This is a genomic window from Myxosarcina sp. GI1(2024) (genome assembly GCF_053543375.1).
This window is the reverse complement of the sequence record NZ_JBKGTY010000002.1, coordinates 144,715-170,480: the sequence shown is the minus strand read 5'-3', so window position 1 is coordinate 170,480 and position 25,766 is coordinate 144,715. Positions and strand designations below refer to the sequence as shown.

The window sequence follows — 25,766 nt, the reverse complement described above, 5'->3', positions numbered from 1 at the left end:
CTTATTTTTGATAGCCAGAGTTGCTATTCCATACCGAACTAGATTTGCAAGTTATTTTATCTAAGCGAGTAGAATTTAGACTTTTAAGCTTAGCTTGTGCCAAATAAGGTTCGATCAATTTAACAATTTCTGTCCAAGAAAATTTGCCATTGGGCAAGTATTCAGATAACTCTTCGAGGGCTTGTCTTGCTTGGGCGATGTTTTCTAGTTCGTCTTTTATAGTCGGCTCTGCTGTTTCCACTAAAGGAGTAGAATAGCGCAATAGATCCTGTTGTACAGCAGCAAATCCACGTCGAACCGCTTGAGTGATTTCGATGCCATGTTGCGAACGTCCTTTAATTTTTTGTCTGTTAAATCCCTGCTGAGAAGAAGCATATAAAGCTGGCAATCTATTTAAAGCATAGGTAGCTACTTCTAGAAGGTTAATATGCTTAACAATATTAGCTGGATAACGACCGATCTGTCTGTCAATTTCTTCTTTAACTAAAATTTCCATGACATTACGATTAACCCAGTCTTGATTTGGCGTTTTTATTTTCATTTATTTCTCTCTCACTTAAATGGTTTAGTTTAGTAATTAAAATTAAAAGTAGATTATTATTTTTAGTTGACCTATCCTCGAATAATTAGCTTATTACACATTTAAATTAAATGACTTCTTCTCTCTATATAGCCATAAATAATTGTTAATGGCTAGATATGCTGACATAAAACGGTCAAACTTCATCTAAGTTTTATTTACTGGGATTTGAAATCAAATTTACTTAATAAAAGCCTCACATTAGTTCTGTAAATGTAACTAAAAGGTTTTATTCTAAAATAAAAATTCTTAAGTTCAGACCAAAGAGAAAACAATGCGCTTACAACAAATGCTATTTGTCACGTTGCGAGAAGATCCAGCGGAGGCAGAAATCCCCAGTCATCAGTTACTGTTACGTGCCGGTTACATTCGCCGTATCGGTAGCGGCATTTATGCTTATTTACCCTTAATGTGGCGGGTTTTGCAGAAAATATCTCAGATCGTACGAGAAGAGATGGATAAAACAGGAGCAGAAGAATGCTTGCTCCCCCAGCTACAACCTGCTCAACTATGGCAAGAATCAGGACGTTGGGATACCTATACTAAAGCCGAAGGAATTATGTTTTCCCTAGTCGATCGCCAGGAAAGAAAGTTGGGTTTGGGTCCTACCCACGAAGAAATAATTACCGCAATTGCCAGAGAGCTAATTCGTTCTTATCGTCAGCTACCCCTAAATTTATATCAGATTCAAACTAAATTCCGCGATGAAATTCGTCCCCGTTTCGGTTTGATGCGGGGCAGAGAATTTATCATGAAAGATGCTTATTCATTTCATGCTGACGAAGCCAGTCTCAAACAAACCTATCGAGAAATGGATCGCGCCTATCGCAATATTCTCCAGCGTTGCGGTTTGCAGTTTCGGGCAGTAGAAGCAGATTCTGGAGCGATCGGTGGTTCTGGTTCTCAGGAGTTTATGATTTTAGCTGAAGCGGGAGAAGATGAGATACTTTACACCGAAGACGGCAACTATGCGGCTAATGTTGAAAAAGCAGTCTCTCTCGCCATCGATCCTATAGCTTCTCCTTTCACTAGCTATGAGAAGGTAGCAACACCAGACACAGCAACTATCGCTAAATTAGCGCAGAAGTTGGAATGTTCTCCTACTGCCATAGTCAAAAACGTTCTTTACGAAACTATTTATGACAACGGCATCAAAGTCCTAGTTTTAATCAGCATTCGCGGTGATTTAGACATTAATGAAGTCAAATTACAAAACGAATTAGTTCAACTCGCACCCCAATATAATGCCAATACTCTCATCAGCTTAAGCGTGCCTGACGAAACTGCTCAAAAGAAATGGGCAGCTAAACTAATACCTCTGGGTTATATTGCTCCCGATCTCGATGATGACTATATCAGTCCCACCAAAGAGGTTGTACCAAAGTTTGTCCGAATAGCTGATAAATCGGTAGTAGATTTAAAGAATTTTATCACCGGTGCCAATGAATCTGGCTATCACTTCGTGGGAGCAAATTGGGGTCGGAATTTCATTCTTCCAGAGCTAGTGGTAGACATTAAGGCCGCCCAAGCTGGCGATCGCTCGATTCTCGATCCCAGTCAAACACTTAAGAGTGCCAGGGGAATAGAAGCAGGACATATTTTCCAATTGGGTACCAAATATTCTCAGGCGATGGATGCTACTTACGCCAGCGAAGCAGGTCGTGAAGAACCTTTATGGATGGGATGTTATGGTATTGGAGTTTCTCGCCTAGCTCAAGCTGCGGTGGAACAATCCTACGATAAAGACGGCATTATTTGGCCTGTGGCGATCGCACCATATCAGGTAATTATCGTCATTCCTAACGTTTCCGATCCTCAACAGGTAGGTGCTGCTGAAAGACTCTATCGGGAACTGAACCAAGCAGGCGTAGAAACTTTGCTCGACGATCGCCAAGAAAGAGCGGGAACTAAATTTAAAGACAGCGAACTCATTGGTATTCCCTATCGGATCGTGACCGGACGCTCGCTAAAATCGGGAAAAGTTGAGGTAGTCAAAAGAGCCAACAGAGAATCGCAAGACATACCGCTAGAAGAAGTAGTTGCCACGATTAAACAGTGGCTGAAAACTGATTTGGGAAAGTAGGAAGAGCAAATTAAAAGTAGAAAGTTTCAAGGCGATAGGGAGTGGGTAATTGGAGATTGGGAATTAGAATAGAGTGCGATCTCAATTCTAGCTCTTAGTCACCAATCCCCAGTTTTCCGTTGTTAGTTTATTAGGTTCTCTGGTGTTTCTAAGCTCTCAGATTTTTTATTCATAACAAACTGGAATTAAAAAAATATTTAATAGTAAATTTTGATTCTTAGTTTGAATTTAAGATGAATTAACTATGAAGTGGATGAAGTTTTGGTGAATAAATAAATTGCCGTGAGTGCTAAGCAAAATTCTACAATCTTTACCATATATATAATTCAGGCGTTCGAGCTATAAACTTACCTTTTCAGAAGCAATTTTTTAAATCAGGTCAGCTAATAAAAACTATGGCAGTATGGGTGTAATTACGTAAGTAAAAGCACTTGCTTTTAATAATTTAGTTTTTATTTATTAGTTGAATATGTTTTTTCTTCGCCTACTTAAACTAATTCCAACTTTACCTTTTGCTTGGTTTATTTGTCTGACTGGAGTAATTACCTTACAAATTCAACAAGATCGTCATTCCTTAACTCAATCATCAAACAATTATCAGCAGCAAGAACGAGCACAACAAAGTTTGCTGAAAGCACAACGACAAATTCCTGCTTTAGATTACGATAATTTAGTTGCTAATTGGACTTATTTGAATTTTATTCAATATTTTGGCGATAGAGCTGCTAGAGAACGAACGGGGCATTCATTAATTACCGATTATTTCGAAACGATTAGCACTTTCGATCCTCGTTTTACTCAAGCTTATTTAACTCTAGCTACCGCAAATACAATTCATGCTGGTAAGCCAGAAGAAACAGTCATTTTAATGGAGAAAGTATTAAAGTCAGTTGCTCCCCAATCTCCCGATGGTTCTTTACTTTGGACAGCCAAGGGTTTAGATGAATTGTTATATTTAGGAGATATTAAAGCGGCTCAAAATTCCTATCAAACAGCAGCTAATGTAGCATCTCGTCAAGGCGATCGCGGTGCCGATTTAGCTAAACGCTATCGGAATACTGCCAAGTTTTTAGCACAGAATCCCGATATCACCGAAGCCCAAGTTCTTGCTTGGTCGATGGTTTTACCTAATATTAAAGACGCGCAGCATCGACAAGAAATTATCGCCAAAATAGATGAACTAAAAGCCAAATTGCCGTCTGCAAAAGAAACTCCATAAAAAAATGAGTTGTTGGTTACTAAGTAGCTAAGATAGTTGTTATCAGAATATAGCGCTCGCAACGCGACACTAACTTTAAATCCGATAGACGTACAGAGCCAAATTGCCACTCTCGATGAAAATGTAGAGTTTGTCGATAGCTAAAGATTAGATAGCGATTTTGACCGGGATCGAATAGACTTTAATCGAGATTGTCATCCTCCACTTACTATGCTAACTACTACTACACCATCACAACTAAGTGCCCTCACTACCGATAACTTGTTAGTAGTATTTGCCGAGTTTCTCGACATCGATGTCAGTGCGGGAGATGCAGCTTCTGATACGCTTAAGACTTATCGCCGTCAGCTAGAGCAGTTTTTGACCTGGTGCGATCGCCAGGAATTAAATCCTGCTGCCGTTACCAAAGACGATCTTAAAAAATATCGTCACTGGATGGTAAGCAAAAAGCAATACAAACCTGCTACAGTCGCTTTAAAATTGGCAGTGGTCAGAAGATTTTATCAAGCGGCAGTAGAAAAAGGACTTATCGCCTTTAATCCCGCTACGGGAGTTAAGCCACCGAGGGAAAAGCGCGATCCCGCTGAGAAAATCACCTATCTAGAACGCGCCGAAGTAGAAACTTTACTGCGAACTATACCCCAAGATGGCACTTTAAAAGCCGCTAGAGATAAAGCCATAATTGCAATCATGGCTTTAGAAGGTACGCGAACGATCGAGCTACATCGCGCCAATATTAGCGACTTAGTAAGACAGGGAAGAAATTTGGGGGTGAGGGTAGAAGGAAAGAGAAGTATTCGAGTGGTGCCTTTAACGTCGGATATTGCCAACTCGTTAGTGGATTATTTGCATCTTAGAGAAACATCGGGAGAAGTATTAAAGCCAAACTCGCCAATATTTATCGGTGTAGGGAACAGATCGAAAGGCAAAAGAATCTCTCGTCGCGGAATTAGACTAATCGTAGATCGCTACCTAGAACGAGCGGCTTTAAAATATACTCCTGGTAGAACTATTTCTGCTCATAGCTTAAGACATACTGCAGGTACCCTAGCTTTGCGTTCGGGAGCAGAATTAAGACAGGTACAAGATTTATTGGGACATAGCGATCCGCGCACTACTTGTATTTATGCTCACGTAGCCGATCGCTGGGAAAATAACCCCGCTTTAAAACTTAATATTGAAATTTAATATAAATACTTCTGGAAAAAAAGAGGGATTACAACGGAAATAAATTCCGCAGACAATTTTTCACGAATCGGCTGTATACATTTTAGTCACACAATCTTTATGTACCAATGGTTTTAACTTTTGTATAATTTATGTAGTTTGACATAATTAAACTTCAAATTGAATTGATATTAACGTTCGACCACCGCATCCATCATAGAAGCAACTAAGCGACTAGAGCTTTTAAAGTAAATAATTTATTTGGGTACTGAATAATGATGATGATTCAAGGTACGACCTTTAACGATTTTTTAATGTACGCTAGCGAACCACAAATAGTAGTTATAGCAGGAAAAGGAAACGATATTGTTGATTCTTCTATGTATTTCAAAGATACATCTGACAACACGACAGCCACTTTACACGGTGAAGCGGGAAACGATTTGTTAATGGGTAGAGATGGTGGAGAAACTATTCGCGGTGGTTTGGTAGATGATAATTTACTTGCCGATAGTAGCGACGATTTTTTAGTTGGGAATAATGGTAATGACTATCGTCGTGGAGACGATTGTGATGACACTCTATACAGAGGAAATCAACAAGACAATCTTGTCGGTAGTTCGGGAAACGGCAAGCTATTTGGTGGTGGAGATGATTATCTCAATGGCAATAGTGGGAACGATTATCTAAAAGGTGGTATCGGTAGTGGCACCTTAATTGGAGAACATGGTGCAAATATACTAGTAGTTACTAATGATGATTTAATCAATATTGAAAATACTGATTTAGCTGAAGATACCATACTTTTTCGTACTGACGGGCAAGCTCCAGAATCGATTTATGCCACAGTAGAAGGATTTTCAGCTGAAGATTGCATAAAATTAGAAGCTATAAACTCTGGAAGTATTACCAGTCATTTCACTACTAACAATGGTTTAGGTGATACTTTACTATACATTTCTCATGATGAGGGATACTTGTCTGTAATTAAATTTAATGGCGTTGAAGAAAGCTTGGTGAGTGACAAAATTAAGGTTTTATATTAATTACAGCAGTTTGCTATTAGGTAGTCAAGATCTAAATCATTGAAGGAGAGCCATCGCACCACGAAACTATTTCAGAACTGGGACTAGAAACAATTTTTCGGGCAGTGAGGTATTCTTGAAAAGTCAAAGAGTAAATGCCCTGACTGCCTGACACATCTTAGGAAAAGTCAATTGGAATAACATTTGATTTCCTGAATACGACTGAACCAGATAGCATCATATTGGTGTTTCTTAGCTTTTAGAGAAGCAAAACAAGGTTGAACATCTTGAGATAACAAAGCACTAGGAAAGAACAAATCGCGACCTTTATGCAAAACGCCCTTGAGCCATCGCCAACCAATTTTGAGATAGCTTAGGCCTCTTTTCCAGTGAGGGTCTACCTGAGTTCTAAGTCCTTTTAATTGAAGCGTTATACCATGACAAGTGGCAAAAAGAAGAGCCAGTGCGACAATTAAATATAGACGTTCTAAAGCTTTAGCATGGCGGATTTTCGAGTCTTCCAACTGAAATACTCCTGATTGAGAATCTAAAAATAATTCTTCAACACGGAAACGCAGTCCGTATTGCCAAAGAGTCTGTAAGGATGGATTTTCATCGGTAATCATAGCCCAAGGCTCTTTGACTCCTTTAACGTTTGCCAGGACAACGTTGCAACGGTATTTACCATCGAGCCATAAACCAACGTCATGACACAGAACTGCTTGAGCTTTTGGCGGACAGAGATACTTTAATTCAATTGGATGCTTTCTGACTCCGTGTAGAATGACATCGCAGGGTAATCGCAGACAGTAATGCCACTTACTATCTTGCAGCCAATTGACTAATTCATGATTAGCGAAACCACGGTCAGCTAAGAGCATGATATTGGAATAATCAGATAGTAATTTTGCGGCTAATCTCAACATTAGTTTGTATTCGGTAAAAGCGACTGTCGAACTTTTGTGTTCTAATACTTTCCACAAGAATGGTCTTGCCCTTCCACCGCAAACAATTGAAAGGTGAATGTAGAGGTAGACATGGAATACAAAGCTTAAAAACATCTATTTTTAGCTAACCATGAATTCTCTCCCTTTTCTTTTCAGTTACCGTATATCAGTACTTTTAGTTACTTGTGTCAGGCAGTCAGGTAAATGCCTCTGGCTCTTTCGACTAATAATCCGTGCTGAAATTCAATCACTCTCAAGCTGGCTTCGCTATCCAAGCGAAGAGTTTCTCGATCTTTGGGAGTATCGGGTAGAGTCGCTAAATAGTCGGCAATTGTTTGTAAAAGCCGATTTTTTTAAAAAGTAGTTACCCCGCCCGAACTTAACTGCAGCAATTTGACTCACGGTTCGCTCATTTAGAAAATCACTAGAGAAATAAAGAAGCTAGAATCAAGTGAAGATAGGGGGTTGAGCGATTAAGGTCAGTCAGGAACTAGCTGAGGAACTATGTAAATAGATTCGGGGATTTTCATCAGCTGTAAAATTTGTCTTTGAAGAGAGTTGAGAGAGGTAATTTCTCTTGAGCCATCAGGATAAAGATACAAAGTCAGCCCTGAAAAAGCAGCTCACAACTTTTCTGCGGTAGGACGAGAAGTACTACGTTTAGGTAATCCAGGATAAAGTCCCGAAAGAGATTGCTGTGTCACCGCTAATTGGCGACGTACCACAAATTCCATTAAGGTGAAAAGCGTTAAAGCGATCGTGAGCAAAAACATCAACCCTAGAATCCGCTCTTCATCCGTTCTGACCAACAATACCACTGTCGATCTTCTTTGTCATAGCAGAGACTAGCCAAAGGAACTTCAAACCCCTTACCAATAGGAGATTTGGAGTCAGCTTCTTTCGAGTCAAGGCAAATGTCTTCTAGGGCAGTTGGGGGATTAGCTACCCATTGCGATAACAATTTGGGACGAGGTTGATGCATCGCTAAAGGAAAGCAGTAAATTCTTCCTTCTTGGTTAATTTTAGCCCGATTATTCCATGTTGAACCTTTAGAATCGGCTAGAAACAAGAAATCTTTGTGACCAATAATCTCTACCAATTTCTGCCATGTCGGTAGATAATGAGACTCATCTGTCCCATTTCCTGATAATGTAGCCCCCAATCGCGGCATTCCCATGGGGTCTAATGTAGCGAGCAGCTGACGGTATTGAACACGATCGGGGCGACGCTCTTTGCTATAACCAAAATTCAGCAAGTTATTTGCTTCTGTTTCTTTTGTGGGCTGATGATAAACACTAAAACTTGTAGTATCGCTTCTCGCTTTGTCCGTTGGCAATTCATAAGCTCTGATTGTACTTTGTCCTAATCTAAGAGCTATTCTGTCTCGTCTCTCTTGTTCCGATGACCCGATTACACTTAACAAGTTCGCTAGTCGGTCATCGGTAGCATCTTTGACCCCAATGTTCCATCCTGTAGCCATTTCTAAGGTTTGCCGATGTTTTTCTACCCATGGTTCTACTGCACATAATCGGGGATCTGATTGACTTGCTACATAAGCTAACAATAACACCGCTAGTTGACCATAACTTAGCCCCTGTCGATTCCCATGAGGAGGAGCTAGCTCTTGGTCGATGATTGATGCTATTTCCATTTGCTTTAGCCAATGGATAATTAGAGGTAGATCCTCTGCTCTTTCTGAGTTGGTTCCTTTCAAGAATATTGGTCTCTCTATTCTCTCAACTTCTTTCTCAGCATACACTTGAGCTATTTTATTTCCTTAGCAATTTTTGATTTGACTCCTCAGTCCGTCTCACCCTCTGTGACTGATTTTGTTTCTTAGGAGAGGGTTAATACCCTACATTTATTCTTCAACCTGCGAAATGCCCGTTTGGCATTGCTAGAAGAACTATTAGCGATATTAAGGCGAACAAAAAATGGAGACATGTAACCCTCTATCAAAACCAGGGAAATATCGCCAGTTAATATCAACCAAAAAATAAAAAATAATTATATTCAGTTAAGAATAGATAAGTTAATCAAATTTGGTTCTTATTTGGTTCTACACTGGATTTTATTTGTAAACGCCAGATAAGACCAAGTGACTAAAGTATTGACTATATATAATATCGGGATGACAGGATTTGAACCTGCGGCATCCTGCTCCCAAAGCAGGCGCGCTACCAAGCTGCGCTACATCCCGTTGCGATATAAATATCTATATCCTGAATTAATTTAACACAAAACCCTGTTAATAGGTAATTACGGAGTAATCAAGCGTTCTAGGATTCAAGTAAAGTAGATAAAAAATTTTTACTTATAGAGTCACACGATTGTAACCAATAGGCTTAAATTAGCTTTCTCTCTAAAAATTGGTGCGGAATTGGTGCGGTTTTTATTAATCGCTCAAAGCCATGTATATCAACAACAAAGAGAGAAAAGCCAGGATTGGAAAAATTGAAGCATCCATGATGGTTTATTTTAGAGAAAGAATAGGGATAAATTTGGTTAAGAAAATTAATTCATATATGGTAAAAGATTTCACTGAAAAAGACGAAGAGTCCAAATCAGAAAAAAAAACGAAGAATCAGAAGTTGAAGAAACCCAAAATAAAGGGAAGCTAATATTAGATGCTACGGCTGCGCCTGCTGATATAACTTACCCTTCAGACCTAGGAATGTTAAATTAATCCAGAATTCAGACTGAAAAAATCATAGATTCTCTTTATAAAGCTTGTCAAACAAAGCGAGAAAAAAAGCCAATAACTTATAAAAAGAAAGCTAAAAAAGATTACTTAAAAGATTATTTAAAAGTAGCCAAAAAACGTCGTCCGACTCGAAAAGAGAAAAGAAATGCTCTTGTCAAACAACTACAATATATCAAAAGAAATTTATCTCACATAGACAATTTAATTAGAGGTAGCTAAATGGGTCAATAGAGTCTCAGTTGTCCAAGTTGCTATACCACAACCAAGAAAATCATTATCTGTAGTCCAAATATCTCCTACTATAGCTAACGCTAATGCTACGGTAAACCAATCATTAGGATCGTGGGGGATACGTTGTCTGCCAATGTTTTCGTATGCTGCATAAACTTCATGGGGTATTATAGATACTTTGGCTTCAGCTAGAGCGATCGCATCGGCTAATAAACTCTTTCCAACTTGTTGAGAAAATACCCCTTTTTGTATCATTTTCTCAATTCTCTTATTCAGTTCATAAGTCGCTTCATCCCAAGCTGTTTCAGCCATATGAAGTTCCAATTCTGGACGAACGATTAACTTTCTGCCTCTTACTCTAATTAGTTCGGCAACCAAAATATTGGCATCTACAACCAAGCGCATTGCTTATTTCTCTTGCTGAGATAAATCTAAAGCACGACTGATAGCAATTTCATCCAGTCCACTTTCAGCTATAGCTGTCTCTACAGTCTGAGAAAGTCTTTGTAATGCCCGTTCTATTTCTATCTCGTCAGATTGTTCGACGGGAACATAAAAACCAACCAACTTGCCATGACGTTTTACGGCAACAACTTCTTTGCTAGCCAAGTATTGAGTAGCTTTATCTCTAAACTCTCGTATTCCGACACTTTTCATAACCATGCCTGTTTTTAATGTGGTCATTATGTGGTCACACTTTAATTATAAGTTTATTCAAAATTAGTACACTAAAACTTAAGCAAATTATAGACTGCTGATGAAAGCTTCTTGATAGTTCGCCGTCGTTTATTCAAAAATGTTGAAGATACTACTTTGTTTACTGCTCGTGACTCCGTAATTAGAGCTTTCAGCCAAATGTACCGCGACCAAAAAGGGGATTTTACAGCAGAATGCCGCGACAAAGATTATGAAAGGCGGATGAAAGAGGCTTATCCAATTCATCCCGAACTATTTGAACGTTTGTACGAAGATTGGTCGAGTTTGGAGAAATTTCAACGTACTCGCGGAGTTTTGCGTTTAATGGCTAAGGTTAGTAGTTACCTATGACAAGAGAATGATAAAAACTTAATGATTTTGCCTGCTAATATACCGATGATGGCAGACTCTCAGGTACAGTCAGAATTAAATCAATATTTAGACGATAATTGGCAATCCATCATCGATAAAGACGTAGATGGCACTAACTCCCTTCCCATGTGTCTCCGATCGTCAACATTCAAATTTAGGACGCTATTCTGCCTGTCGTCGGGTAGCTCGAACTATCTTTATGGGTTCGGCACCATTACGACAAGCAGCAAACATAAGAAATACAAATCACGCACTTTGCCTAGTTCGCTCCATTCTAGGCAAAGTATCATGAGAATATAAACGCAGGCATGAGGACTTGACCCATGCTATTATTCACTGCCCAACTTCCATTGAATTAGTGGCTCTCAAGTGGACGCAGATTGATTTAGCAGGTGGCTACATCGAAATTCATCGAGTCAAACATGGTCGTGACAGCATTCATCCTTTACGTTCTCCCGAACTCAGAGCTTTACGTGCTCTCCAGAGAGATTATACCGATACGAGCTATGTTTTTGTCTCAGAACGCCAAGCTCCTTTATCAACCCGTTCCATTCGCCACATCATAGCTAGAGCAGGAGAACTAGCGGGTATTCCCTTTCAGGTTCATCCCCATCAACTGCGCCATGGGTGCGGTTATTATTTAGCTGCGAGCGGTCATGATACGAGAGCGATTCAGGATTACTTGGGTCATAAAAACATCCACCACACGGTTCGCTATACTCAAATGTCACCCCAAAGGTTTGAAAATTTCTGGATGGATTAGGTCATATATTTATTGATTTTAGGCATTCTAAGCCACTAATGGTTGCGATAACCTAGAAATTCTCTCATTACGGGTTCTAAATTGGGATAAGCATTGGTTTGACCAGCATGAGGGCGATAGAGCTTCTGCACCTTGATTCTTTTCAGCCTGGGCATTAACTGAAACCCTAATAAGTGCGTATTTGTGGATATAGCGACGGCGGACATAAACTAAATCTTGATAATTTTCCCCATCTATTCCCGTGTTGATTCTTTTTAATCCTGTATTCGTCCCCATACCAAACAGACAGAGTAGCAATCGCTTTTGTAAGGTTTCTCTGTCTAGTATTTCTTCTGAGAAGATAGGGAGTTTCTGTCGCTGCCCTATGACGATAGGTTTTGAGCAGTTTGGACGATTTAAGAGAGAAATTACAGTTGAAGAAAAGCATAAATGGATGAAGAGTTTCGTCCGAAAAAGTTTATTAAAAATGCAGATTTGTCATTTCATTTATTGTCAAATAAGCTTAAAAAGATATATTTGGAAAACTTATAAATTTAAGGATGAATGAGCAGGGTAAGCGCAAGAAAAATGAAGCTGTAATATGCTAAGAGAATCCATTGATAATAAGGATTGTCGATGGCTAAAGGTTTCGCTGAAGCATCTCTCAACAACCAAAAAAATAGCAAATCCTCGTCAATCAAGCCGAATATTGATTGTGAGCAAATACAGAAACAATGGGCAAAGCATTTTGAGGATTTAACAGATCCCAGAGGTTCTCAGGGTGTTCTTCATCCGTTTATGAGCATTGTGATGATTGCCCTCTTGGCTACAATTGGCGGAGCTAAGGGATGGGAAGATATTGAGACTATGTACTGGCACTTAAAACTAATCATCCCACCTTGTACCAAGAGGTTGCACAATGGTTTGAAAATGCTGAAGCTTCAGACTTTCAAGGTATTGATTACAGCTATGATGTTCGGATTGAATCGGGACATCATCGCCGTGAAAAACGTCAAGTTACAGCAGTACCTCTTAAGCAAATGGGGGATCTATACAAGCAGACTCAATGGTCTGGTTTGCAAACCATAGTTCGAGTTGTTCGCACTCGTCACCTCTGGAACAAAACTACTACCGAAGTGATGTTTTATCTCAGTTCCTTGCCACCTGATGCTCAACAGTTAGGCAAAGCAATCCGACAGCATTGGTCGATTGAGAACCAACTCCATAGGGTATTGGATGTAACTTTTGGGGAAGATGCCTCTCGTGTTCGTCAAGGCAATGCTCCAGAAAATGTGGCTTGACTCAAGCGATGGAGCATTAATCTCCTCAATCAAGAAACGAGTTTTAAGCGTAGCACTCGTCAAAAGGCGAAGCGAGCCAGCATGGATGTAACGTATTTGCTGAAAGTTCTTAACGCTTCGATTCCCTTATAGTCTAACCCATCTAATGTCTGAATTTTCTTGCGCTTACCCTGTGATTGATGGTTTCTACAGCATTGATTTTTAACAGATACAAAGTCTGTGCTTTGGCATATCCCAATCCAGTTTTTTGTGCTTCATCAGAGATTTTAGTTGCTCTACTGATTCAGCAATTCCTATCTTAGAAACTCCTGGCATTGACAAACACTCTAGGTTTTTGTTAGTTTACCAAGTCTCTCGCTACTTTTTCAAATTGGTATTACGTGCCTCGGTATTACGTGCCTCGCTCTTCTCGGTCTTCTTTATTAGCGGAAATGTAATTGGCTACCTCATCCAAAAAGAAAAAATCAGGAATGAGCAAACTAAAACTATGACGGTACGAGAGTTTAATCGATACGTAGACGTACTTGAATACATTGTTAATGAGAAAATAATCCTACTAATGGCAAATGTACTCAAGGCGGTCGTTACGTTAATTTGCCTGAGTATAAAAGGGATTGTACTGTCACTAAACTTTGCCTATAAAATTACTGGCGGTGATAGAGTTGATGCTGCCAAGGAATTTGCGAAGAACGTCAAGGAAAATTCCGAATCAAGATCGCAAGATGATGTTTGAGCAATTGGTATTTCTTACTTGAAAAAACAGGGTCGAAATATTCTACAAGTCTTAACACAAGTTCTCAATGGCGAAGTCATTGTTTTTTCCTAGATGTAACTAACCTCGGCAGTTACGAAGAGACTGAGAACGGGAAATGTGTAATCAAATAGAGATTTTCAGCTTGAAATTAAATTTGTGGTTTTCTCTCCCATAGAAATTTCCTTTCTGATTCTTTAATCGGAACATCGTTGATACTGGCTTCTCTTCTTCTCATTAAGCCATTTTCGGCAAATTCCCAGTTTTCGTTACCGTAGGCACGATACCAAAAGCCACTATCATCATGCCACTCGTATTCAAAACAAACGGAGATGCGATTATCCATAAAACTCCAGAGTCTTTTTTTAAGGCGATAATCTAATTCTTTTGCCCACTTACGTTTTAAAAAGGCAATAATTTCTTCTCTACCGTTGATAAACTCAGCGCGGTTGCGCCATTGAGAATCGACAGTGTAGGCTAAGGCAACTTTTTCTGGGTTGCGCGTGTTCCAGGCATCTTCTGCACCTTGAACTTTGACTTTAGCAGTTTCGAGGGTAAATGGCGGTAGGGGTGGTTTGGTTTCCATTTTGGTGAATAGGTAAAACTACACGAATAAAATCAACTTGATGCAGTCGATCTTTAGTGGTTAATGGTTAGTAGGAAATCGTAACAACATCACTAGAACAATTTGAAGCGTTAAACCAAACAAGCCTTAAAATTTTGTCGTAACTGGTCTGGCTCGAGATCGCGACCGATAAATACTAATTCATTTTTACGAAATTCTTCTGGTTTCCAAGGACGATCTGGTCTGCCATCGAAGATCATGTGGACTCCCTGAAAGACAAAGCGGTTATCTTCTCCAGCGACATTGAGAATTCCTTTCATACGAAAAATATTAGGACCTTGAGTTTGCAATAACTCCGTTAACCACTTATTTAATTTTTCCAGGTTGACTTCTCCTGGTTCGACTATGGCAAAAGAGAAGACCGATTCGTCGTGTTCGTGTGCGTCTACTCCCAAAAGTTCTGGATCGATTTCTAAAGCTTGTTCGAGATTGAAGGCTTTGACTCCCAACACAGAATCCATATCGATCGCGGAATTTTGAGTACGATAAATTTTTACCATACCGTTCATCGCGCGAATACGCCGTTCTAGTTCTTCTAGCTGTTGCGGTTCGACTAAATCTGTTTTATTGAGCAGAATTACATTGGCAAAAGCAATTTGTTCTTGTGCTTCATCGCTGTCCCAGTGGGACCAGATATGTTTGGCATCGACTACAGTGACTACCGCATCTAAATTTAACTGAGTTTGAATTTCTTCATCGACAAAAAAAGTTTGAATCACTGGTGCGGGGTCAGCAAGTCCTGTGGTTTCTATGACTAGGTGGTCAAACTTGTCGCGCCGACGCATCAAATTGCCAATAATTCGAATTAAATCGCCTCTCACCGTACAGCAAATACAGCCGTTATTCATTTCAAAGATTTCTTCATCGGCATCGATGACTAACTGATTATCAATGCCAACTTCACCAAATTCATTGACGATGACGGCGACTTTTTTCCCGTGTTCGTGAGTCAAAATACGATTTAATAAAGTGGTTTTACCCGCACCGAGATAGCCAGTTAAGACAGTGACGGGAACAGTTTTAGTTTCAATGGCTGCAATCATGTATATGTATATGCTTATTTGTTAGTAGTTAGCTGTTTTTTAGATTTCTTATTCACAAACTGCTACTTCCTGATTTTTTGAGGGTTATTATATCTGCTTCGGCAATTTGAGATAGTGGTTTGTGTATTTTGTATTGTTCTGAGGGACTAGTCATTACGGCAATGAAAGTTTCTAGAGGAGGACAACCTGGTTCGTGACATTGAAGTTGATTTATAGAAATAGCTATTTGTGTATCTATTTCTAACTTGTGGTAAATCCAAGCTTTAATTTGTTTGAGGGTGTGGGCATCGGTTTTATAAGCAGACTTGGTAAATAAATTCATAATCTCGATTTGAAACTAAACATAATTTTTGTTGAGTGGTGCTACTGCTAACTCAACCTACAAAAAACTGTCTTTTTTAACCAAACCCTTTACTAGCAAAAGATTGCTGCCAAATAGTTAATTCCCCATCCCGACTTCCTGCTGCCAGATATTTTCCCGTAGGATGCCAAAGCAAACAAGAAAATCCCACTTCTCCTGAAAGAGTTTGTATGAGTTTTTTTCCTTGCTGCCAAAGTCGGACACAGCCATCATCACCGGCAGAAGCTAGTAGTGAAGAATTGGGGGCAAAAGCGATCGCCCTCACCGTTTTTTGATGTTGGAGGATCTGACTCTGCCATTTTTTTTGTGTTTCATTAAACTGCCAGATAATAATCCCCTCCTGACAGGAAGTCGCCAGCAATGGTTTATCGCCGTTCTGCGACCAGGCTACCTGACTGACTTTGCCTGGAAAACCCTGCATCAACCAGGGGGGAGGATTATTCCAGTGGAGTATGGACATCGTGCGATCGAGATTGCCAGAAGCTAAATATTTGCCTTGGTACGACCAGGCACAGTCAAGACTGGCACCAGGAACTTCTAACAAATAGGGTTTTTGTAACCAGTTACCCACCTGCCAAACTTTTACGCCACCATGTCCGCTAGCGGCGAGCAAATGTCCTTGAGGATGCCAAGCCAAGCTAAAAACAGAAGAAGCCTCAAAATTGAGATCGGCAACTATCTGTTGAGTTTCAGCATCCCAAATTTTTATTTCACGGTTTATCGCAACGGCTAAAAGATTCTTTTGGGGATGCCAAGTCAGCGAATCGATCCAAGCAGAACCACCATCAATAGTAGCAGTCAACTCAAATTTACCAGAGGTGGCAGAGTGCCAAATTTTAACCCTACCTGCTTGTCCTGCTACAGCTAACCATCTTCCATCACCAGAAAAATCCACACAGTCTAGAGAATTATTAGGATCTAAAGCTAGTAAATTGACGGTTTCCTCCTGCCGTAAAGCTAATTCTCCACCTGCCGAGACAATAGCCAGGCAATTACTATCGGGCGACCAGGCTAATGCTCTAAGATACTCAGTAAACTGCTGTTTACTTTGTAATTCGAACGATCTTTTGGCAGTGGATTTAACGATTTTTCTCAACTCGTCTATCTTGCTCGCTGTGGTTTACCCATAGGTTAGATAACCCGAAACCGCCGTAGAGAGAAACACTATACCCAGCGCCGCGATCGCACCGCCTGCAAAACGAGTCAAATATTTTACAGGAATACTAGCGATCGCTCGACTGGCAACTAGATATACACCTAAAGAGATTACCAGTTGAATCACTGTAAAACCGATGAGATAAGCGACTAAAGGAGTTGGTTCCGCGCCAAAAATTCCCTCACCGTAGGCGTGACCGTGAAAAATACCCGCCAGTGCTGCCAATCCCGTTACCGTAAGTGTGTAGTTAGCAGCCTGCTGTCTTTGGTTACGCAAGATGAGTAAAACTCCAAACAGTACTACTGAAGCAGCAATGATGATTTCGGGGACGGGCAAATCGATAGCGAGTAAATGAATGAACGCACCGATACCCGTAGCCAAGACAAAAGCCACGGGAATTAAAAATCCTCCAGCTATCCCTACGGCGATTAAACCGCTAGCAACGATAAAAGCTAAATGGTCTAAGCCAATCGTGGGATGTCCGAAGCCAGACATAATGCCTTCAAAGAAATTGGCTGGAAGCTCGCCCTCAAGAGGATGATGAGCAAAAGCAGGGGCGGCGAGCGCCATTTTGGTGCCAACGATTGCGGTGGCAATTGCTAAATTACGCAGCAGCGAATTATGTCTTACTGTTTTCATGTTTGTATCTCTTTAAATTAAACAAGTGAGAAAGCCTTCTCGAAGTTCAGACTCATTGAGGTTGCGTCCGATAAATACCAGTTCGTTGGTTTTGGTTTCATTTGGTTTCCAGGGTTTTCCCGGTCTACCATCGAGGGTCATATGTACTCCTTGGAACACAAATCGTCGCTCTTCATCATCTACATTGAGGATACCTTTCATACGAAAAATATCCTGTCCGATCGCCTGAACTAATTGATACAGCCAGCGATTGAGCCGTTCGCCATTGACGACACCACTGTGCTTAATAGCAATAGAACCGACTGATTCATCGTGTTGGTGTGCGTCTTCTTCTAGAAATTGAGGATCGATCGCCAGAGCATTTTTAAGATCGAATGCTTGTCTATTCAAAATTGAATCGATCTCGATCTTACAGTTTTGGGTTGAGTGAATTTGCGCGATCGCATTGATGCTACGAATCTTGGTAGTTAATTCTTGTATTTGTTCGGTAGTAACTAAGTCGGTTTTATTGAGTAAAATTACATCGGCAAAAGCAATTTGTTCTCCTGCTTCATCGCTATCCCAATGGTTTTGAATGTGTTTGGCATCGACCACGGTAACAATAGCATCTAATTGGGTTCGTTTATATAAAATTTCATCTACAAAAAAAGATTGAATTACGGGTGCGGGGTCGGCAAGACCAGTAGTTTCAATTACTATACAATCGAAGCGGTCGCGACGAGCGAGTAATTTACCAATTAGACGAATGAGATCGCCCCTTACGGTACAGCAGATGCAGCCGTTGTTCATTTCCAAGATTTCTTCATTGGCATCGATAACTAACTGATTGTCAATGCCTATTTCACCAAATTCATTGACGATGACCGCTACTTTTTTACCGTGTTCTTGGGTAAGAATCTGATTGAGCAAGGTGGTTTTACCCGCTCCTAAATATCCCGTCAGGACGGTTACAGGTATTTTACTTAGTCGATTACTTCGTCTCATAATGCTGACAATGAATTATCTCATTGGTGCGTCGTTCTAATTCGGCAGGGTCGATTAGTTCTGCCTCAATTGCCATTTGTTCTAAAGCCTCTAACCAGCGTTGATAGTAATCCCAACTAGGATCGTCGCGGTCGTGTTCTGATTCCCATTCGGCGATCACGGTAATTAGTTCTTGGCGAAAATCTTCCCATTCATAATGACCTTGTTTGGCTAGAGCGAGCGCCATCCCAAAAGCCAAACCTTCCCAGTCGCGATCAAACTTAAGTTCTCCGTTAGTTCTTGGGGGAGATTCTTCACTCCCCATTAAGCTGGTTGCAGCAAAATGTTCGAATTTGAGTTGCATTTTGGTGGTTAGTAGTTAGTGGTTTTGGTTAGTTGTAATCCATACTTTGTCTATGCTGAAGGTGATTCCACTAAAGCCACACCCATCATCGTTTCGGGTGTGACTAAGGCTGCTAATTCTGCTTCGCTCATGCCTTCCGTACCAGCTGGTCTTTGGGGCAAAACAAACCAGCGAATCTGTGCGCTACTATCCCAGAGGCGGATTTCTACATCGTCAGATAGTTCTACGCCAAATTCTGCTAAAACGGCTCTTGGCTCTCTGACAGCTCTAGCGCGAAATGTGGGGTCTTTGTACCAGTATGGAGGTAAACCTAGAGTGGGCCAGGGATAACAGGAGCAGAGAGTACAGATAATTAGATTGTGGACTTTAGGGGTGTTTTCCACTACTTTCATGTGTTCCCCTTCCGCTCCAGACATCCCAGGCGGCAAACCAATGTTAGAAACCGCAGCATTACAATCTTCTAGGAGACTGGCTTTAAACTCCGGGTTAGTCCAAGCTTTCGCCACAATTTTTGCCCCGTTAAATGGTCCCATTTCCGTCTCAAAATAGTTGAGAACTTTATCGATGGTTTCACTGGAGATAATGCCTTTTTCAATTAACAGAGATTCTAAAGCGCGAACGCGAGCGGCACTATAAATTTCGCGATCGCTGTCGTAACTAAAGCCGTCATATGTGGTCATAAATCATTGCTCCTCTACGCTGCTTCCAAATAGGTTTCAAATAAATCGTTATAGTAAACGTTATTTGGTTCTGCTAACTCTCCCCATAACTCGGTGGCTGCAAACTTGACGTTGTAGACTGGCATCGGTTCGCCTAAGCCGTCGGTAGTAGGAAAGAAGTAAGTGTAGGGTGCATCGTAAACTACCTCGATGGTGCCAGTTTTGCCCCTCAGGTTTCCTGGTAAACGAGTATGTTCTGTAGGTGGAATATCTTTGACTCGAATTTTGTCCCCTACCGAAAATTTTGGCGCAAACCCTACATCCCTTTGGGGCGAATCTCCCTCTCGCAAATATTTAATTACTTGTTCGTCGATCGCAGGTTCTTTTTTATCGGGTAAGGGCGCGTTATCTAAATTACCGTCTTCTAAATAGAGTGCGGTTTTGGCATCTAGCTCTGCTTCGGTGATGTAACCCTCTTCAATAAAATAGCTAGAAATTCCGCTCAACCATTTTTCGTAATAGCGGTATTTAAAGTAGTCAAAGGGATTCATTGCCTCGGCACCCTGACGCAAATGTCCCCAACTCCAGAAACTTTCAAAAGAGGTGGGTACTATACTCAAGGAATAATCGGGTAAAGCATCTGTTTCTAAATGGTTGCTCAATCCCATCATCGCTACATGAATGCCAAAAATTCTTTCTTCCCAGGGAACGACAAAGACTCGTTTTTGAAAATCAATTGCTCCTAATCCTTCTAGTCCTGCTAGATTGTGCTGTAGTTTCATACTTGTTTGTCATTAGTCATTGGTTTTTCGCTTTTGTATCAAGTTAGTAGTAATAACTTTTTCTTCTCGATTCTCTATTTCTCAGTCCTGACTTCTGCTTGCCTCTGCCGAGAACATATCTATTGAAGAGAACAAGACTTTAAAGACTCATTGCTACTCGAAACCCTACCGCTCGATTTAAAGAGTCTGCTGGATAGCCAGAACGATGTGCGGAACGACAGTGGGCTGGTTTGTTTGCCCAAGAGCCACCGCGCAGCACTCGCCATTGCGATCTGCCACCACGCTGCCAAACCGAACCGTTAGTGGGTGCGCCACCATAGTTTTCGTGCCAGGGATCGGCACACCACTCGCAGACGTTGCCGTGAAGGTCGTACAAACCAAAGGCATTAGGTAGAAACCTCCCCACCTCGGTGGTTTGATGACGATAGAAAGTTTCTGTTTCGGAGGCATAAGCATAGGTACTGCCATAGTCGGCTAATTGCCCAGTTAGAGTAGCTCCGTAGGCAAAAGGTGTTTGGGTATTTGCCCTGCAAGCGTATTCCCACTCAGCTTCACTGGGTAAGCGGTATTGCTTTCCCATATGTTGAGAAAGGCGATCGCAAAACTCTACCGCATTTAACCAGGAAACACATTCAACAGGCTGGCGATCGCTTTGGAAGTGTGAAGGATTGGGGTTTAGTTCCCGTTTGATTTTCGGTAGATTAGCTACCGTACGCCACTGTGCCTGAGTTACGGGATACTTACCTATCAAAAAATTCGGTATTCTCACTTCATGTAAGGGGCGTTCGCGATCGCTACTGAATTTCTCACTCGCTGGCGCACCCATAGTAAATTTACCACTAGGAATCTCAACCATAGCCAGAGTTTGGTAGTTGCCCAAAGGCTCGATGTAAAGACGGGCTTGATGGTAACTGTGCCTCTTGATTTCTCCCTGGCAATCGACTTTTATAGTTGCAAAATCAAAGCTCGTTTGAGTCAAATCAGAATTGGGTGCAGAAGCTATAGAACGAGTCGCCCCTATCGCCGTTGCCAAACCCGCTCCACTATAACCCGTTAGCTTAAAAAAGTTCCGTCTTTTCATTTTGAATGCGAGCTTTTATCAAAAGTAATTAGTTTTTTATAGTTATCAACAATTATAAAAACAACGCTAATACCAAAATTTTGTTAGGTGTAGCTTGCTATACCAAAAACAATAGCATTAGTGTAAAAAACTGTTAATTTTAACTATAAAAGTATTAGTTATTTTGCTTATGAAAACCAACGTTAGACTTTTTGTTAAAGTGACTAAGGAAAATTTATCAAGAAGCGATCTAACAATATAGACCTGTATTTTTAACAAATACTAACAAGCTGAAACGATCAAATGTTTCAACTTGCTAGGTATTTATCAAAGTCAGCAACTTACCATTTCTTATATGGTAAAAACTTACCACACATCACAATCTGTACGCGGTCGCCTTTGGGATCTTCTACTCTTTCTACTTCAATAGAAAAGTCGATAGCACTCATAATTCCATCGCCGAATTTTTCGTGAACCACTGCTTTTACGGGCATTCCGTAAACCTGCATGATTTCGTAAAACCGATAGATCATCGGATCGGTAGGAATTAAAGGATCGAGCGAGCCTTTTAAGGGGGCCACGGTGAGGGTTTCTGCCATCGATTCTGGTAAACCTAATGCCGTAACGATCTTGGTAGCTTCATCCATACTGGCACTGGCTTGACGATAGATTACCGAAGCAATCCAAGTTTCGTCCATACCTACAGCTTTTTCGAGATCTTCAAAAGTCATGCCTTTTTCTTTTTTGGCATCTAGTAGTTTATAGGTGATTTCGGGAAATTCTTTCATGATTTAATTCTTGCTTTATGTTTGTAATTGGTATTTGATAGGCGGGGCAGGGCGTGCCTTGCCCCTACCTGATTCTGGCTTCCTCTACGGCTTTAGTTTCGCGATATAGATGGTCTTCCATTTCTTTTTTCAATCTCATATAGTCGGGATGATTTTCCACTTCGGCGCGATCGCGAGGACGGGGAAAAGGCACTTCTAAAACCTTGGCAATATGGGCGGCAGGACCTTTGGTCATCATGGCGATGCGATCGGACAGGAGCAAAGCTTCATCGATGCTGTGGGTAATCATCACTGCCGTTTTGCGCTGCTGCTCCCAAATTCGCTCGATCTCATCTTGCAGAAAGCCGCGTGTTAGGGCATCTAAGGCACCAAATGGCTCGTCCATCAGTAAAATCTGAGGATTTATCGCTAATGCTCTGGCAATCCCTACCCTTTGACGCATTCCTCCCGATAGTTCGTGGGGATGCTTCTTTTCTGCTCCAGTCAAACCCACAAGCTGAATGTTTTCTTTGATTACTCGCTTTTGTTGTCTAACTGGCATTTTGGGATAGACCGTTTTTACGGCAAAGCCGATGTTGTCTTCTACAGTCATCCAGGGCATTAGGGCATAATTTTGAAACACCATACCGCGATCGGGTCCTGGTTTAGTTACTACGTTGCCGTTTATAGTAACGCTGCCCGTCGTTGCCGAACTCAGCCCAGCAATAATATCCAGCATGGTCGATTTGCCACAGCCAGAAGGACCGATAATCGTGACAAAGGTATTGTGAGCGATATCGAGATTAATATCCTTGAGCGCTGTAAAATCGGCTTTGGTTTTTCCCGTTAGCTTGTCTAGCAAGCCATTTTTACCAGGAAAAGTTTTAGAAACATTCCTTAGAGAAATTTCATAGGTAGTCTCCCCGTCTGTTGTGGCAGTTTCGGTGTGGTTGAGAGAAGTGTCGGTCGTCATTTTTTACCAAAAGATACTAATTTTTCTAGATAAGCAAAGATTTGGTCGAGGATAACGCCCACAATACCAATGATGAAGATAGTCACAAAAATATTCGGGATATAAAGGTTATTCCACTCGTTCCAGATAAAGTAGCCTAACCCCGTTCCCAGCAACATTTCTGCCGCTACAATTACCAGCCAAGCAATACCCATACTGATCCGTAGCCCAGAGATAATGTTGGGTAAAGCCGCAGGGATAATTACTTTAAATATGGTTCGCCACCTAGATGCGCCGAGGGTTTTGGCAACATCGAGATAATCCGAACTGACGTTAGCAACTCCAAAGGCGGTGTTGTTGAGGGTGGGCCAAATGCTGGCAATGGCAATGATAAATACTCCCGTTAATTCCGAGTCGCGGAATAAGTACAGTCCGATGGGCAGCCAAGCCAGAGGGGAGACTGGTTTTAATAATTGAAAGTAAGGGTTGAAGGCTTTAAAAGCGACTTCGGAAATGCCGACCAAAATCCCCAAAGGTACGGCAATTATAGAAGCTATAGTGTAGCCGATCGCAACTCTTCTCAAGCTAATTAGCAGATTCCAACCAATACCCAAATCGTTGGGACCGTTGTTGTAGAAAGGATGAGTTACCCAATACCACAATTCTTTGATAGTTAGAGAGGCAGTAGGCATCCCTACGGACAAGATTTTCATTCTCGCCCCTATTTCCCAAATTCCCAAGAATAGTGTTAATGAAAGAAAAAATAGCAGCAACGCTTGGACGTTTTTGTTGTCTAGGAAATTATTTTCCTGGTTACTGGCGATCGCTTTTTCTCTTACTGCGGTCATTTTTTTTGTTGGTTGTTTGACAGTTGTTGGGGTTTGGCAATGCCAAACCCTGAAAGACATTGCCGCATCCCAGCAGAATCACACGCCATATTTTTTGATTTGCTGTTGGACGTATTCCTGGGGATTTTGCGGGTCGAAGGTATCGAATTCTAGGTTTTCAGTACGATAAATATCGTCTGGTGGAGTTTGTCCCAATTCACGGGCTAACTCTCTAGCTAAATCGGTTAGAAATATATCTTTGCCAACCTCTTCATACTTACCTTCACCGAGTACTTCTTTTACTTCGCCAGTGCCTTGCAGATCCCACCGTACTAACTGGGAAGAAATCCAGTTGGCAAAACTCTGCCAGGGATAGGGATCGAAATCGATGCGATCGGGTACTACTCTTTCGTTGCCCAAACCGTCTTGGAAGTTACCAGTAAGTACTGCCTCAACAACTTCTACTGGCTGATTGAGAAACGCCCTTTCTGAGATAGCTCGAGCAATTTCAGGACGATTGGCGGGATTTTGGGCATAGCCAGCGGCTTCGATGATGGCTTTGTTCAATGCTCTAAAGGTGTTGGGATTAGAAGTTATCCAATCATCACTAGCGGTAAAGGCGCAGCAGGGATGTCCGGGCCACAATTCCTTAGTCAGTTTGTGGATGAATCCTGTATTTTCGTATACTGCCCGTTGATTGAACGGATCTGGCATCAGGTAAGCATCGATATCTCCTGCAATTAGCTGGGCAACGCTATCTGGAGGCGGTACTGGGCGAATTTTAACATCCGTATCAGGGTTGATGCCTCCCGTCGCTAAGTAGTAGCGCAGCAGGAGATTGTGCATGGAGTAGGGGAAAGGGACACCAATGTTAAAGCCGTTGAAGTCAGCAGGACCATTAATTTGCCCCTTGTATTTATTAGAGACGGTAATCGCTTGTCCGTTGATGTTTTCAATACTGGCGAGCTTAATGCCAAAGGAAGCCGAACCCAAGCCCAAAGTCATAGCGATAGGCATCGGTGCCAGCATATGATAGGCATCTAATTCTCCCGCGATCGCTGAGTCTCTTACCGCTCCCCAACTGGGCATTTTAACCACCTCTGCATCAAAACCATACTTGGAATAAAAGCCCAAAGGTTGGGACATAATAATAGGCGTAGCGCAGGTAATAGGAATAAAGCCAATTCGTAGATTTTGCTTTTCTAAGTTGGCTACGTCTTCTGGCGGCAGCGCATCAGTATCCGTTGCCTGTTGGTCATCTTCAGTAGGGGCGCAGTTGGTCAATGCCACCAAAGCCGCACCTACAGCTAAATTCTTCAAGAAGCGACGGCGGCTGAACCGACCGTAATAAATCACATCGCCAAAAAATTCTCCTGCCTTTGGACCAAAAGCGGCGGCAAAAGCATTTTCCATACCACCAGCCTGTTTTGCTAGTTCCAATACCAGTCGTTCCCGTTGGGGATCACCCTTGCCTGCTGCCTTGAGTAACAAGGTTTTACGTAAGTCGGCGGCGTTTACAGTATCGGTCATCTTAAAGACATCTGGTTTATAGATACCCATTTTAATGAGATCGTCAATCATCTCCACGGGATCTTGCGGCATATCCTCTGCCATAAATTTCCAGTGGTCGGCTGTCAGATGAAAACCACCGCAGACCATACACCATAAATTCAACTCGCTCAAATTTCCTCTTTGAGAGTCGAGATTATCCCATTTATTTGTCGCGCTTGTTGTTGAGGAAGTTACCATA

General features: G+C 41.4%; 25 protein-coding genes, 1 tRNA gene and 5 pseudogenes. 10 read left to right on the top strand and 21 right to left on the bottom strand.

From position 1 onward, the window contains the following. Window position 1: 1 nt before the first annotated feature. Window positions 2–541: a late competence development ComFB family protein gene (locus ACLFKQ_RS09775; RefSeq protein WP_448999638.1), complete on the bottom strand. Its 540-nt coding sequence runs from the start codon at window positions 539–541 to the stop codon at window positions 2–4. A gap of 313 nt (window positions 542–854) precedes the next feature. Here ACLFKQ_RS09775 and proS point away from each other — a divergent pair, with 313 nt between their 5' ends. The 4 genes from proS to ACLFKQ_RS09755 all read left to right on the top strand — a co-directional run bounded on the left by proS (window position 855) and on the right by ACLFKQ_RS09755 (window position 6,095). After that, window positions 855–2,663 carry a proline--tRNA ligase gene (proS, locus tag ACLFKQ_RS09770; RefSeq protein ID WP_448999637.1) on the top strand — a complete coding sequence of 603 codons (1,809 nt, stop codon included), beginning with the start codon at window positions 855–857 and terminating at the stop codon, window positions 2,661–2,663. 469 nt (window positions 2,664–3,132) lie between these two features. After that, on the top strand, window positions 3,133–3,882 hold the full coding sequence (locus ACLFKQ_RS09765; RefSeq protein ID WP_448999636.1) for a hypothetical protein: 750 nt from the start codon (window positions 3,133–3,135) through the stop codon (window positions 3,880–3,882). 210 nt (window positions 3,883–4,092) lie between these two features. Beyond that, the gene (locus ACLFKQ_RS09760; RefSeq protein ID WP_448999635.1) at window positions 4,093–5,070 is read left to right on the top strand and encodes a tyrosine-type recombinase/integrase; all 978 of its coding nucleotides are present in this window, start codon (window positions 4,093–4,095) and stop codon (window positions 5,068–5,070) included. A 254-nt stretch (window positions 5,071–5,324) separates the two neighbouring features. Further along, window positions 5,325–6,095 (top strand): calcium-binding protein, encoded by a 771-nt coding sequence (locus ACLFKQ_RS09755; RefSeq protein WP_448999634.1) that lies wholly within the window; start codon window positions 5,325–5,327, stop codon window positions 6,093–6,095. Between the two features lie 167 nt (window positions 6,096–6,262). Here ACLFKQ_RS09755 and ACLFKQ_RS09750 read toward each other — a convergent pair whose 3' ends face one another. From ACLFKQ_RS09750 to ACLFKQ_RS09740, 3 genes and pseudogenes are all read right to left on the bottom strand, one after another. After that, complete coding sequence (locus tag ACLFKQ_RS09750) at window positions 6,263–7,135, bottom strand: transposase (protein WP_448999633.1); 873 nt, start codon at window positions 7,133–7,135, stop codon at window positions 6,263–6,265. Window positions 7,136–7,500: 365 nt separating this feature from the next. After that, window positions 7,501–8,735 (bottom strand): annotated as a pseudogene (locus tag ACLFKQ_RS09745) (IS1634 family transposase). A gap of 412 nt (window positions 8,736–9,147) precedes the next feature. Further along, window positions 9,148–9,221: transfer RNA gene (locus tag ACLFKQ_RS09740), tRNA-Pro, on the bottom strand. Window positions 9,222–9,432: 211 nt separating this feature from the next. On the opposite strand from ACLFKQ_RS09740, the gene ACLFKQ_RS09735 reads away from it, so the two are divergent. Beyond that, window positions 9,433–9,642, top strand: coding sequence for a hypothetical protein (locus ACLFKQ_RS09735; RefSeq protein WP_448999632.1), 210 nt, complete (start codon window positions 9,433–9,435; stop codon window positions 9,640–9,642). Window positions 9,643–9,926: 284 nt separating this feature from the next. Here ACLFKQ_RS09735 and ACLFKQ_RS09730 read toward each other — a convergent pair whose 3' ends face one another. Together ACLFKQ_RS09730 and ACLFKQ_RS09725 are read right to left on the bottom strand one after the other, a co-directional pair. Then, complete coding sequence (locus ACLFKQ_RS09730) at window positions 9,927–10,361, bottom strand: PIN domain-containing protein (RefSeq protein ID WP_448999631.1); 435 nt, start codon at window positions 10,359–10,361, stop codon at window positions 9,927–9,929. A gap of 3 nt (window positions 10,362–10,364) precedes the next feature. Next, the gene (locus tag ACLFKQ_RS09725) at window positions 10,365–10,640 is read right to left on the bottom strand and encodes a hypothetical protein (RefSeq protein ID WP_448999630.1); all 276 of its coding nucleotides are present in this window, start codon (window positions 10,638–10,640) and stop codon (window positions 10,365–10,367) included. A gap of 66 nt (window positions 10,641–10,706) precedes the next feature. On the opposite strand from ACLFKQ_RS09725, the pseudogene ACLFKQ_RS09720 reads away from it, so the two are divergent. Together ACLFKQ_RS09720 and ACLFKQ_RS09715 are read left to right on the top strand one after the other, a co-directional pair. Continuing rightward, window positions 10,707–11,256: pseudogene (locus ACLFKQ_RS09720) on the top strand (DUF499 domain-containing protein); the annotation flags it as partial. Window positions 11,257–11,373: 117 nt separating this feature from the next. After that, window positions 11,374–11,787, top strand: a pseudogene (locus ACLFKQ_RS09715) (tyrosine-type recombinase/integrase); the annotation flags it as partial. 47 nt (window positions 11,788–11,834) lie between these two features. Here ACLFKQ_RS09715 and ACLFKQ_RS09710 read toward each other — a convergent pair. After that, a pseudogene (locus tag ACLFKQ_RS09710) lies at window positions 11,835–12,099 on the bottom strand (Tn3 family transposase); the annotation flags it as partial. A 303-nt stretch (window positions 12,100–12,402) separates the two neighbouring features. On the opposite strand from ACLFKQ_RS09710, the pseudogene ACLFKQ_RS09705 reads away from it, so the two are divergent. The 3 genes and pseudogenes from ACLFKQ_RS09705 to ACLFKQ_RS09695 form a co-directional block, all read left to right on the top strand. Beyond that, a pseudogene (locus ACLFKQ_RS09705) lies at window positions 12,403–12,576 on the top strand (ISAs1 family transposase); the annotation flags it as partial. An 89-nt stretch (window positions 12,577–12,665) separates the two neighbouring features. After that, on the top strand, window positions 12,666–13,067 hold the full coding sequence (locus ACLFKQ_RS09700; protein WP_448999629.1) for an ISAs1 family transposase: 402 nt from the start codon (window positions 12,666–12,668) through the stop codon (window positions 13,065–13,067). A 370-nt stretch (window positions 13,068–13,437) separates the two neighbouring features. Beyond that, window positions 13,438–13,800, top strand: coding sequence for a hypothetical protein (locus ACLFKQ_RS09695; protein ID WP_448999628.1), 363 nt, complete (start codon window positions 13,438–13,440; stop codon window positions 13,798–13,800). A 169-nt stretch (window positions 13,801–13,969) separates the two neighbouring features. Here ACLFKQ_RS09695 and ACLFKQ_RS09690 read toward each other — a convergent pair whose 3' ends face one another. From ACLFKQ_RS09690 to ACLFKQ_RS09625, 14 genes are all read right to left on the bottom strand, one after another. Beyond that, the gene (locus ACLFKQ_RS09690; protein ID WP_448999627.1) at window positions 13,970–14,404 is read right to left on the bottom strand and encodes a nuclear transport factor 2 family protein; all 435 of its coding nucleotides are present in this window, start codon (window positions 14,402–14,404) and stop codon (window positions 13,970–13,972) included. A gap of 110 nt (window positions 14,405–14,514) precedes the next feature. Continuing rightward, complete coding sequence (locus ACLFKQ_RS09685) at window positions 14,515–15,486, bottom strand: CobW family GTP-binding protein (RefSeq protein WP_448999626.1); 972 nt, start codon at window positions 15,484–15,486, stop codon at window positions 14,515–14,517. A 52-nt stretch (window positions 15,487–15,538) separates the two neighbouring features. After that, window positions 15,539–15,808, bottom strand: a complete 270-nt coding sequence (locus ACLFKQ_RS09680) for a hypothetical protein (protein ID WP_448999625.1) — start codon at window positions 15,806–15,808, stop codon at window positions 15,539–15,541. Between the two features lie 76 nt (window positions 15,809–15,884). After that, window positions 15,885–16,943, bottom strand: coding sequence for a WD40 repeat domain-containing protein (locus tag ACLFKQ_RS09675; protein WP_448999624.1), 1,059 nt, complete (start codon window positions 16,941–16,943; stop codon window positions 15,885–15,887). A 24-nt stretch (window positions 16,944–16,967) separates the two neighbouring features. Continuing rightward, a complete protein-coding gene (locus tag ACLFKQ_RS09670; RefSeq protein ID WP_449000324.1) occupies window positions 16,968–17,573 on the bottom strand; it encodes a HupE/UreJ family protein in 606 nt (201 codons plus the stop codon). Between the two features lie 81 nt (window positions 17,574–17,654). Further along, entirely contained in the window at window positions 17,655–18,626 is a 972-nt protein-coding gene (locus ACLFKQ_RS09665; RefSeq protein WP_448999623.1) for a CobW family GTP-binding protein, read from the bottom strand. Beyond that, window positions 18,613–18,969 (bottom strand): nitrile hydratase accessory protein, encoded by a 357-nt coding sequence (locus ACLFKQ_RS09660; protein WP_448999622.1) that lies wholly within the window; start codon window positions 18,967–18,969, stop codon window positions 18,613–18,615. The genes ACLFKQ_RS09665 and ACLFKQ_RS09660 overlap by 14 nt, the downstream gene beginning before the upstream one ends. Window positions 18,970–19,019: 50 nt before the next feature. Beyond that, window positions 19,020–19,649 (bottom strand): nitrile hydratase subunit alpha, encoded by a 630-nt coding sequence (gene nthA, locus ACLFKQ_RS09655; protein ID WP_448999621.1) that lies wholly within the window; start codon window positions 19,647–19,649, stop codon window positions 19,020–19,022. 14 nt (window positions 19,650–19,663) lie between these two features. After that, on the bottom strand, window positions 19,664–20,410 hold the full coding sequence (gene nthB, locus ACLFKQ_RS09650) for a nitrile hydratase subunit beta (protein WP_448999620.1): 747 nt from the start codon (window positions 20,408–20,410) through the stop codon (window positions 19,664–19,666). Between the two features lie 139 nt (window positions 20,411–20,549). Then, window positions 20,550–21,491: a formylglycine-generating enzyme family protein gene (locus ACLFKQ_RS09645; RefSeq protein WP_448999619.1), complete on the bottom strand. Its 942-nt coding sequence runs from the start codon at window positions 21,489–21,491 to the stop codon at window positions 20,550–20,552. A 320-nt stretch (window positions 21,492–21,811) separates the two neighbouring features. Continuing rightward, window positions 21,812–22,258 carry a cyanase gene (gene cynS / locus ACLFKQ_RS09640; RefSeq protein WP_448999618.1) on the bottom strand — a complete coding sequence of 149 codons (447 nt, stop codon included), beginning with the start codon at window positions 22,256–22,258 and terminating at the stop codon, window positions 21,812–21,814. 64 nt (window positions 22,259–22,322) lie between these two features. Beyond that, entirely contained in the window at window positions 22,323–23,210 is an 888-nt protein-coding gene (locus tag ACLFKQ_RS09635) for an ABC transporter ATP-binding protein (protein ID WP_448999617.1), read from the bottom strand. Next, window positions 23,207–24,037 carry a nitrate ABC transporter permease gene (ntrB, locus tag ACLFKQ_RS09630; RefSeq protein ID WP_448999616.1) on the bottom strand — a complete coding sequence of 277 codons (831 nt, stop codon included), beginning with the start codon at window positions 24,035–24,037 and terminating at the stop codon, window positions 23,207–23,209. Before ntrB ends, ACLFKQ_RS09635 begins: the two co-directional genes overlap by 4 nt. 78 nt (window positions 24,038–24,115) lie before the next feature. Then, window positions 24,116–25,765, bottom strand: coding sequence for an ABC transporter substrate-binding protein (locus ACLFKQ_RS09625; RefSeq protein ID WP_448999615.1), 1,650 nt, complete (start codon window positions 25,763–25,765; stop codon window positions 24,116–24,118). Between the last annotated feature and the right edge of the window lies 1 nt (window position 25,766).

Bases quoted from the DNA above. Each gene is read 5' to 3' on its own strand.
- ACLFKQ_RS09725 (WP_448999630.1), bottom strand. From the start codon at position 10,640: ATGACCACATTAAAAACAGGCATGGTTATGAAAAGTGTCGGAATACGA.
- ACLFKQ_RS09625 (WP_448999615.1), bottom strand. From the start codon at position 25,765: ATGGTAACTTCCTCAACAACAAGCGCGACAAATAAATGGGATAATCTC.
- nthB (WP_448999620.1), bottom strand. From the start codon at position 20,410: ATGAAACTACAGCACAATCTAGCAGGACTAGAAGGATTAGGAGCAATT.
- ACLFKQ_RS09635 (WP_448999617.1), bottom strand. From the start codon at position 23,210: ATGACGACCGACACTTCTCTCAACCACACCGAAACTGCCACAACAGAC.
- ntrB (WP_448999616.1), bottom strand. From the start codon at position 24,037: ATGACCGCAGTAAGAGAAAAAGCGATCGCCAGTAACCAGGAAAATAAT.
- ACLFKQ_RS09690 (WP_448999627.1), bottom strand. From the start codon at position 14,404: ATGGAAACCAAACCACCCCTACCGCCATTTACCCTCGAAACTGCTAAA.
- ACLFKQ_RS09665 (WP_448999623.1), bottom strand. From the start codon at position 18,626: ATGAGACGAAGTAATCGACTAAGTAAAATACCTGTAACCGTCCTGACG.
- proS (WP_448999637.1), top strand. From the start codon at position 855: ATGCGCTTACAACAAATGCTATTTGTCACGTTGCGAGAAGATCCAGCG.
- ACLFKQ_RS09760 (WP_448999635.1), top strand. From the start codon at position 4,093: ATGCTAACTACTACTACACCATCACAACTAAGTGCCCTCACTACCGAT.
- ACLFKQ_RS09775 (WP_448999638.1), bottom strand. From the start codon at position 541: ATGAAAATAAAAACGCCAAATCAAGACTGGGTTAATCGTAATGTCATG.
- nthA (WP_448999621.1), bottom strand. From the start codon at position 19,649: ATGACCACATATGACGGCTTTAGTTACGACAGCGATCGCGAAATTTAT.
- ACLFKQ_RS09730 (WP_448999631.1), bottom strand. From the start codon at position 10,361: ATGCGCTTGGTTGTAGATGCCAATATTTTGGTTGCCGAACTAATTAGA.
- ACLFKQ_RS09685 (WP_448999626.1), bottom strand. From the start codon at position 15,486: ATGATTGCAGCCATTGAAACTAAAACTGTTCCCGTCACTGTCTTAACT.
- cynS (WP_448999618.1), bottom strand. From the start codon at position 22,258: ATGAAAGAATTTCCCGAAATCACCTATAAACTACTAGATGCCAAAAAA.
- ACLFKQ_RS09765 (WP_448999636.1), top strand. From the start codon at position 3,133: ATGTTTTTTCTTCGCCTACTTAAACTAATTCCAACTTTACCTTTTGCT.
- ACLFKQ_RS09735 (WP_448999632.1), top strand. From the start codon at position 9,433: ATGTATATCAACAACAAAGAGAGAAAAGCCAGGATTGGAAAAATTGAA.
- ACLFKQ_RS09750 (WP_448999633.1), bottom strand. From the start codon at position 7,135: ATGTTTTTAAGCTTTGTATTCCATGTCTACCTCTACATTCACCTTTCA.
- ACLFKQ_RS09680 (WP_448999625.1), bottom strand. From the start codon at position 15,808: ATGAATTTATTTACCAAGTCTGCTTATAAAACCGATGCCCACACCCTC.
- ACLFKQ_RS09660 (WP_448999622.1), bottom strand. From the start codon at position 18,969: ATGCAACTCAAATTCGAACATTTTGCTGCAACCAGCTTAATGGGGAGT.
- ACLFKQ_RS09645 (WP_448999619.1), bottom strand. From the start codon at position 21,491: ATGAAAAGACGGAACTTTTTTAAGCTAACGGGTTATAGTGGAGCGGGT.
- ACLFKQ_RS09755 (WP_448999634.1), top strand. From the start codon at position 5,325: ATGATGATGATTCAAGGTACGACCTTTAACGATTTTTTAATGTACGCT.
- ACLFKQ_RS09670 (WP_449000324.1), bottom strand. From the start codon at position 17,573: ATGGCGCTCGCCGCCCCTGCTTTTGCTCATCATCCTCTTGAGGGCGAG.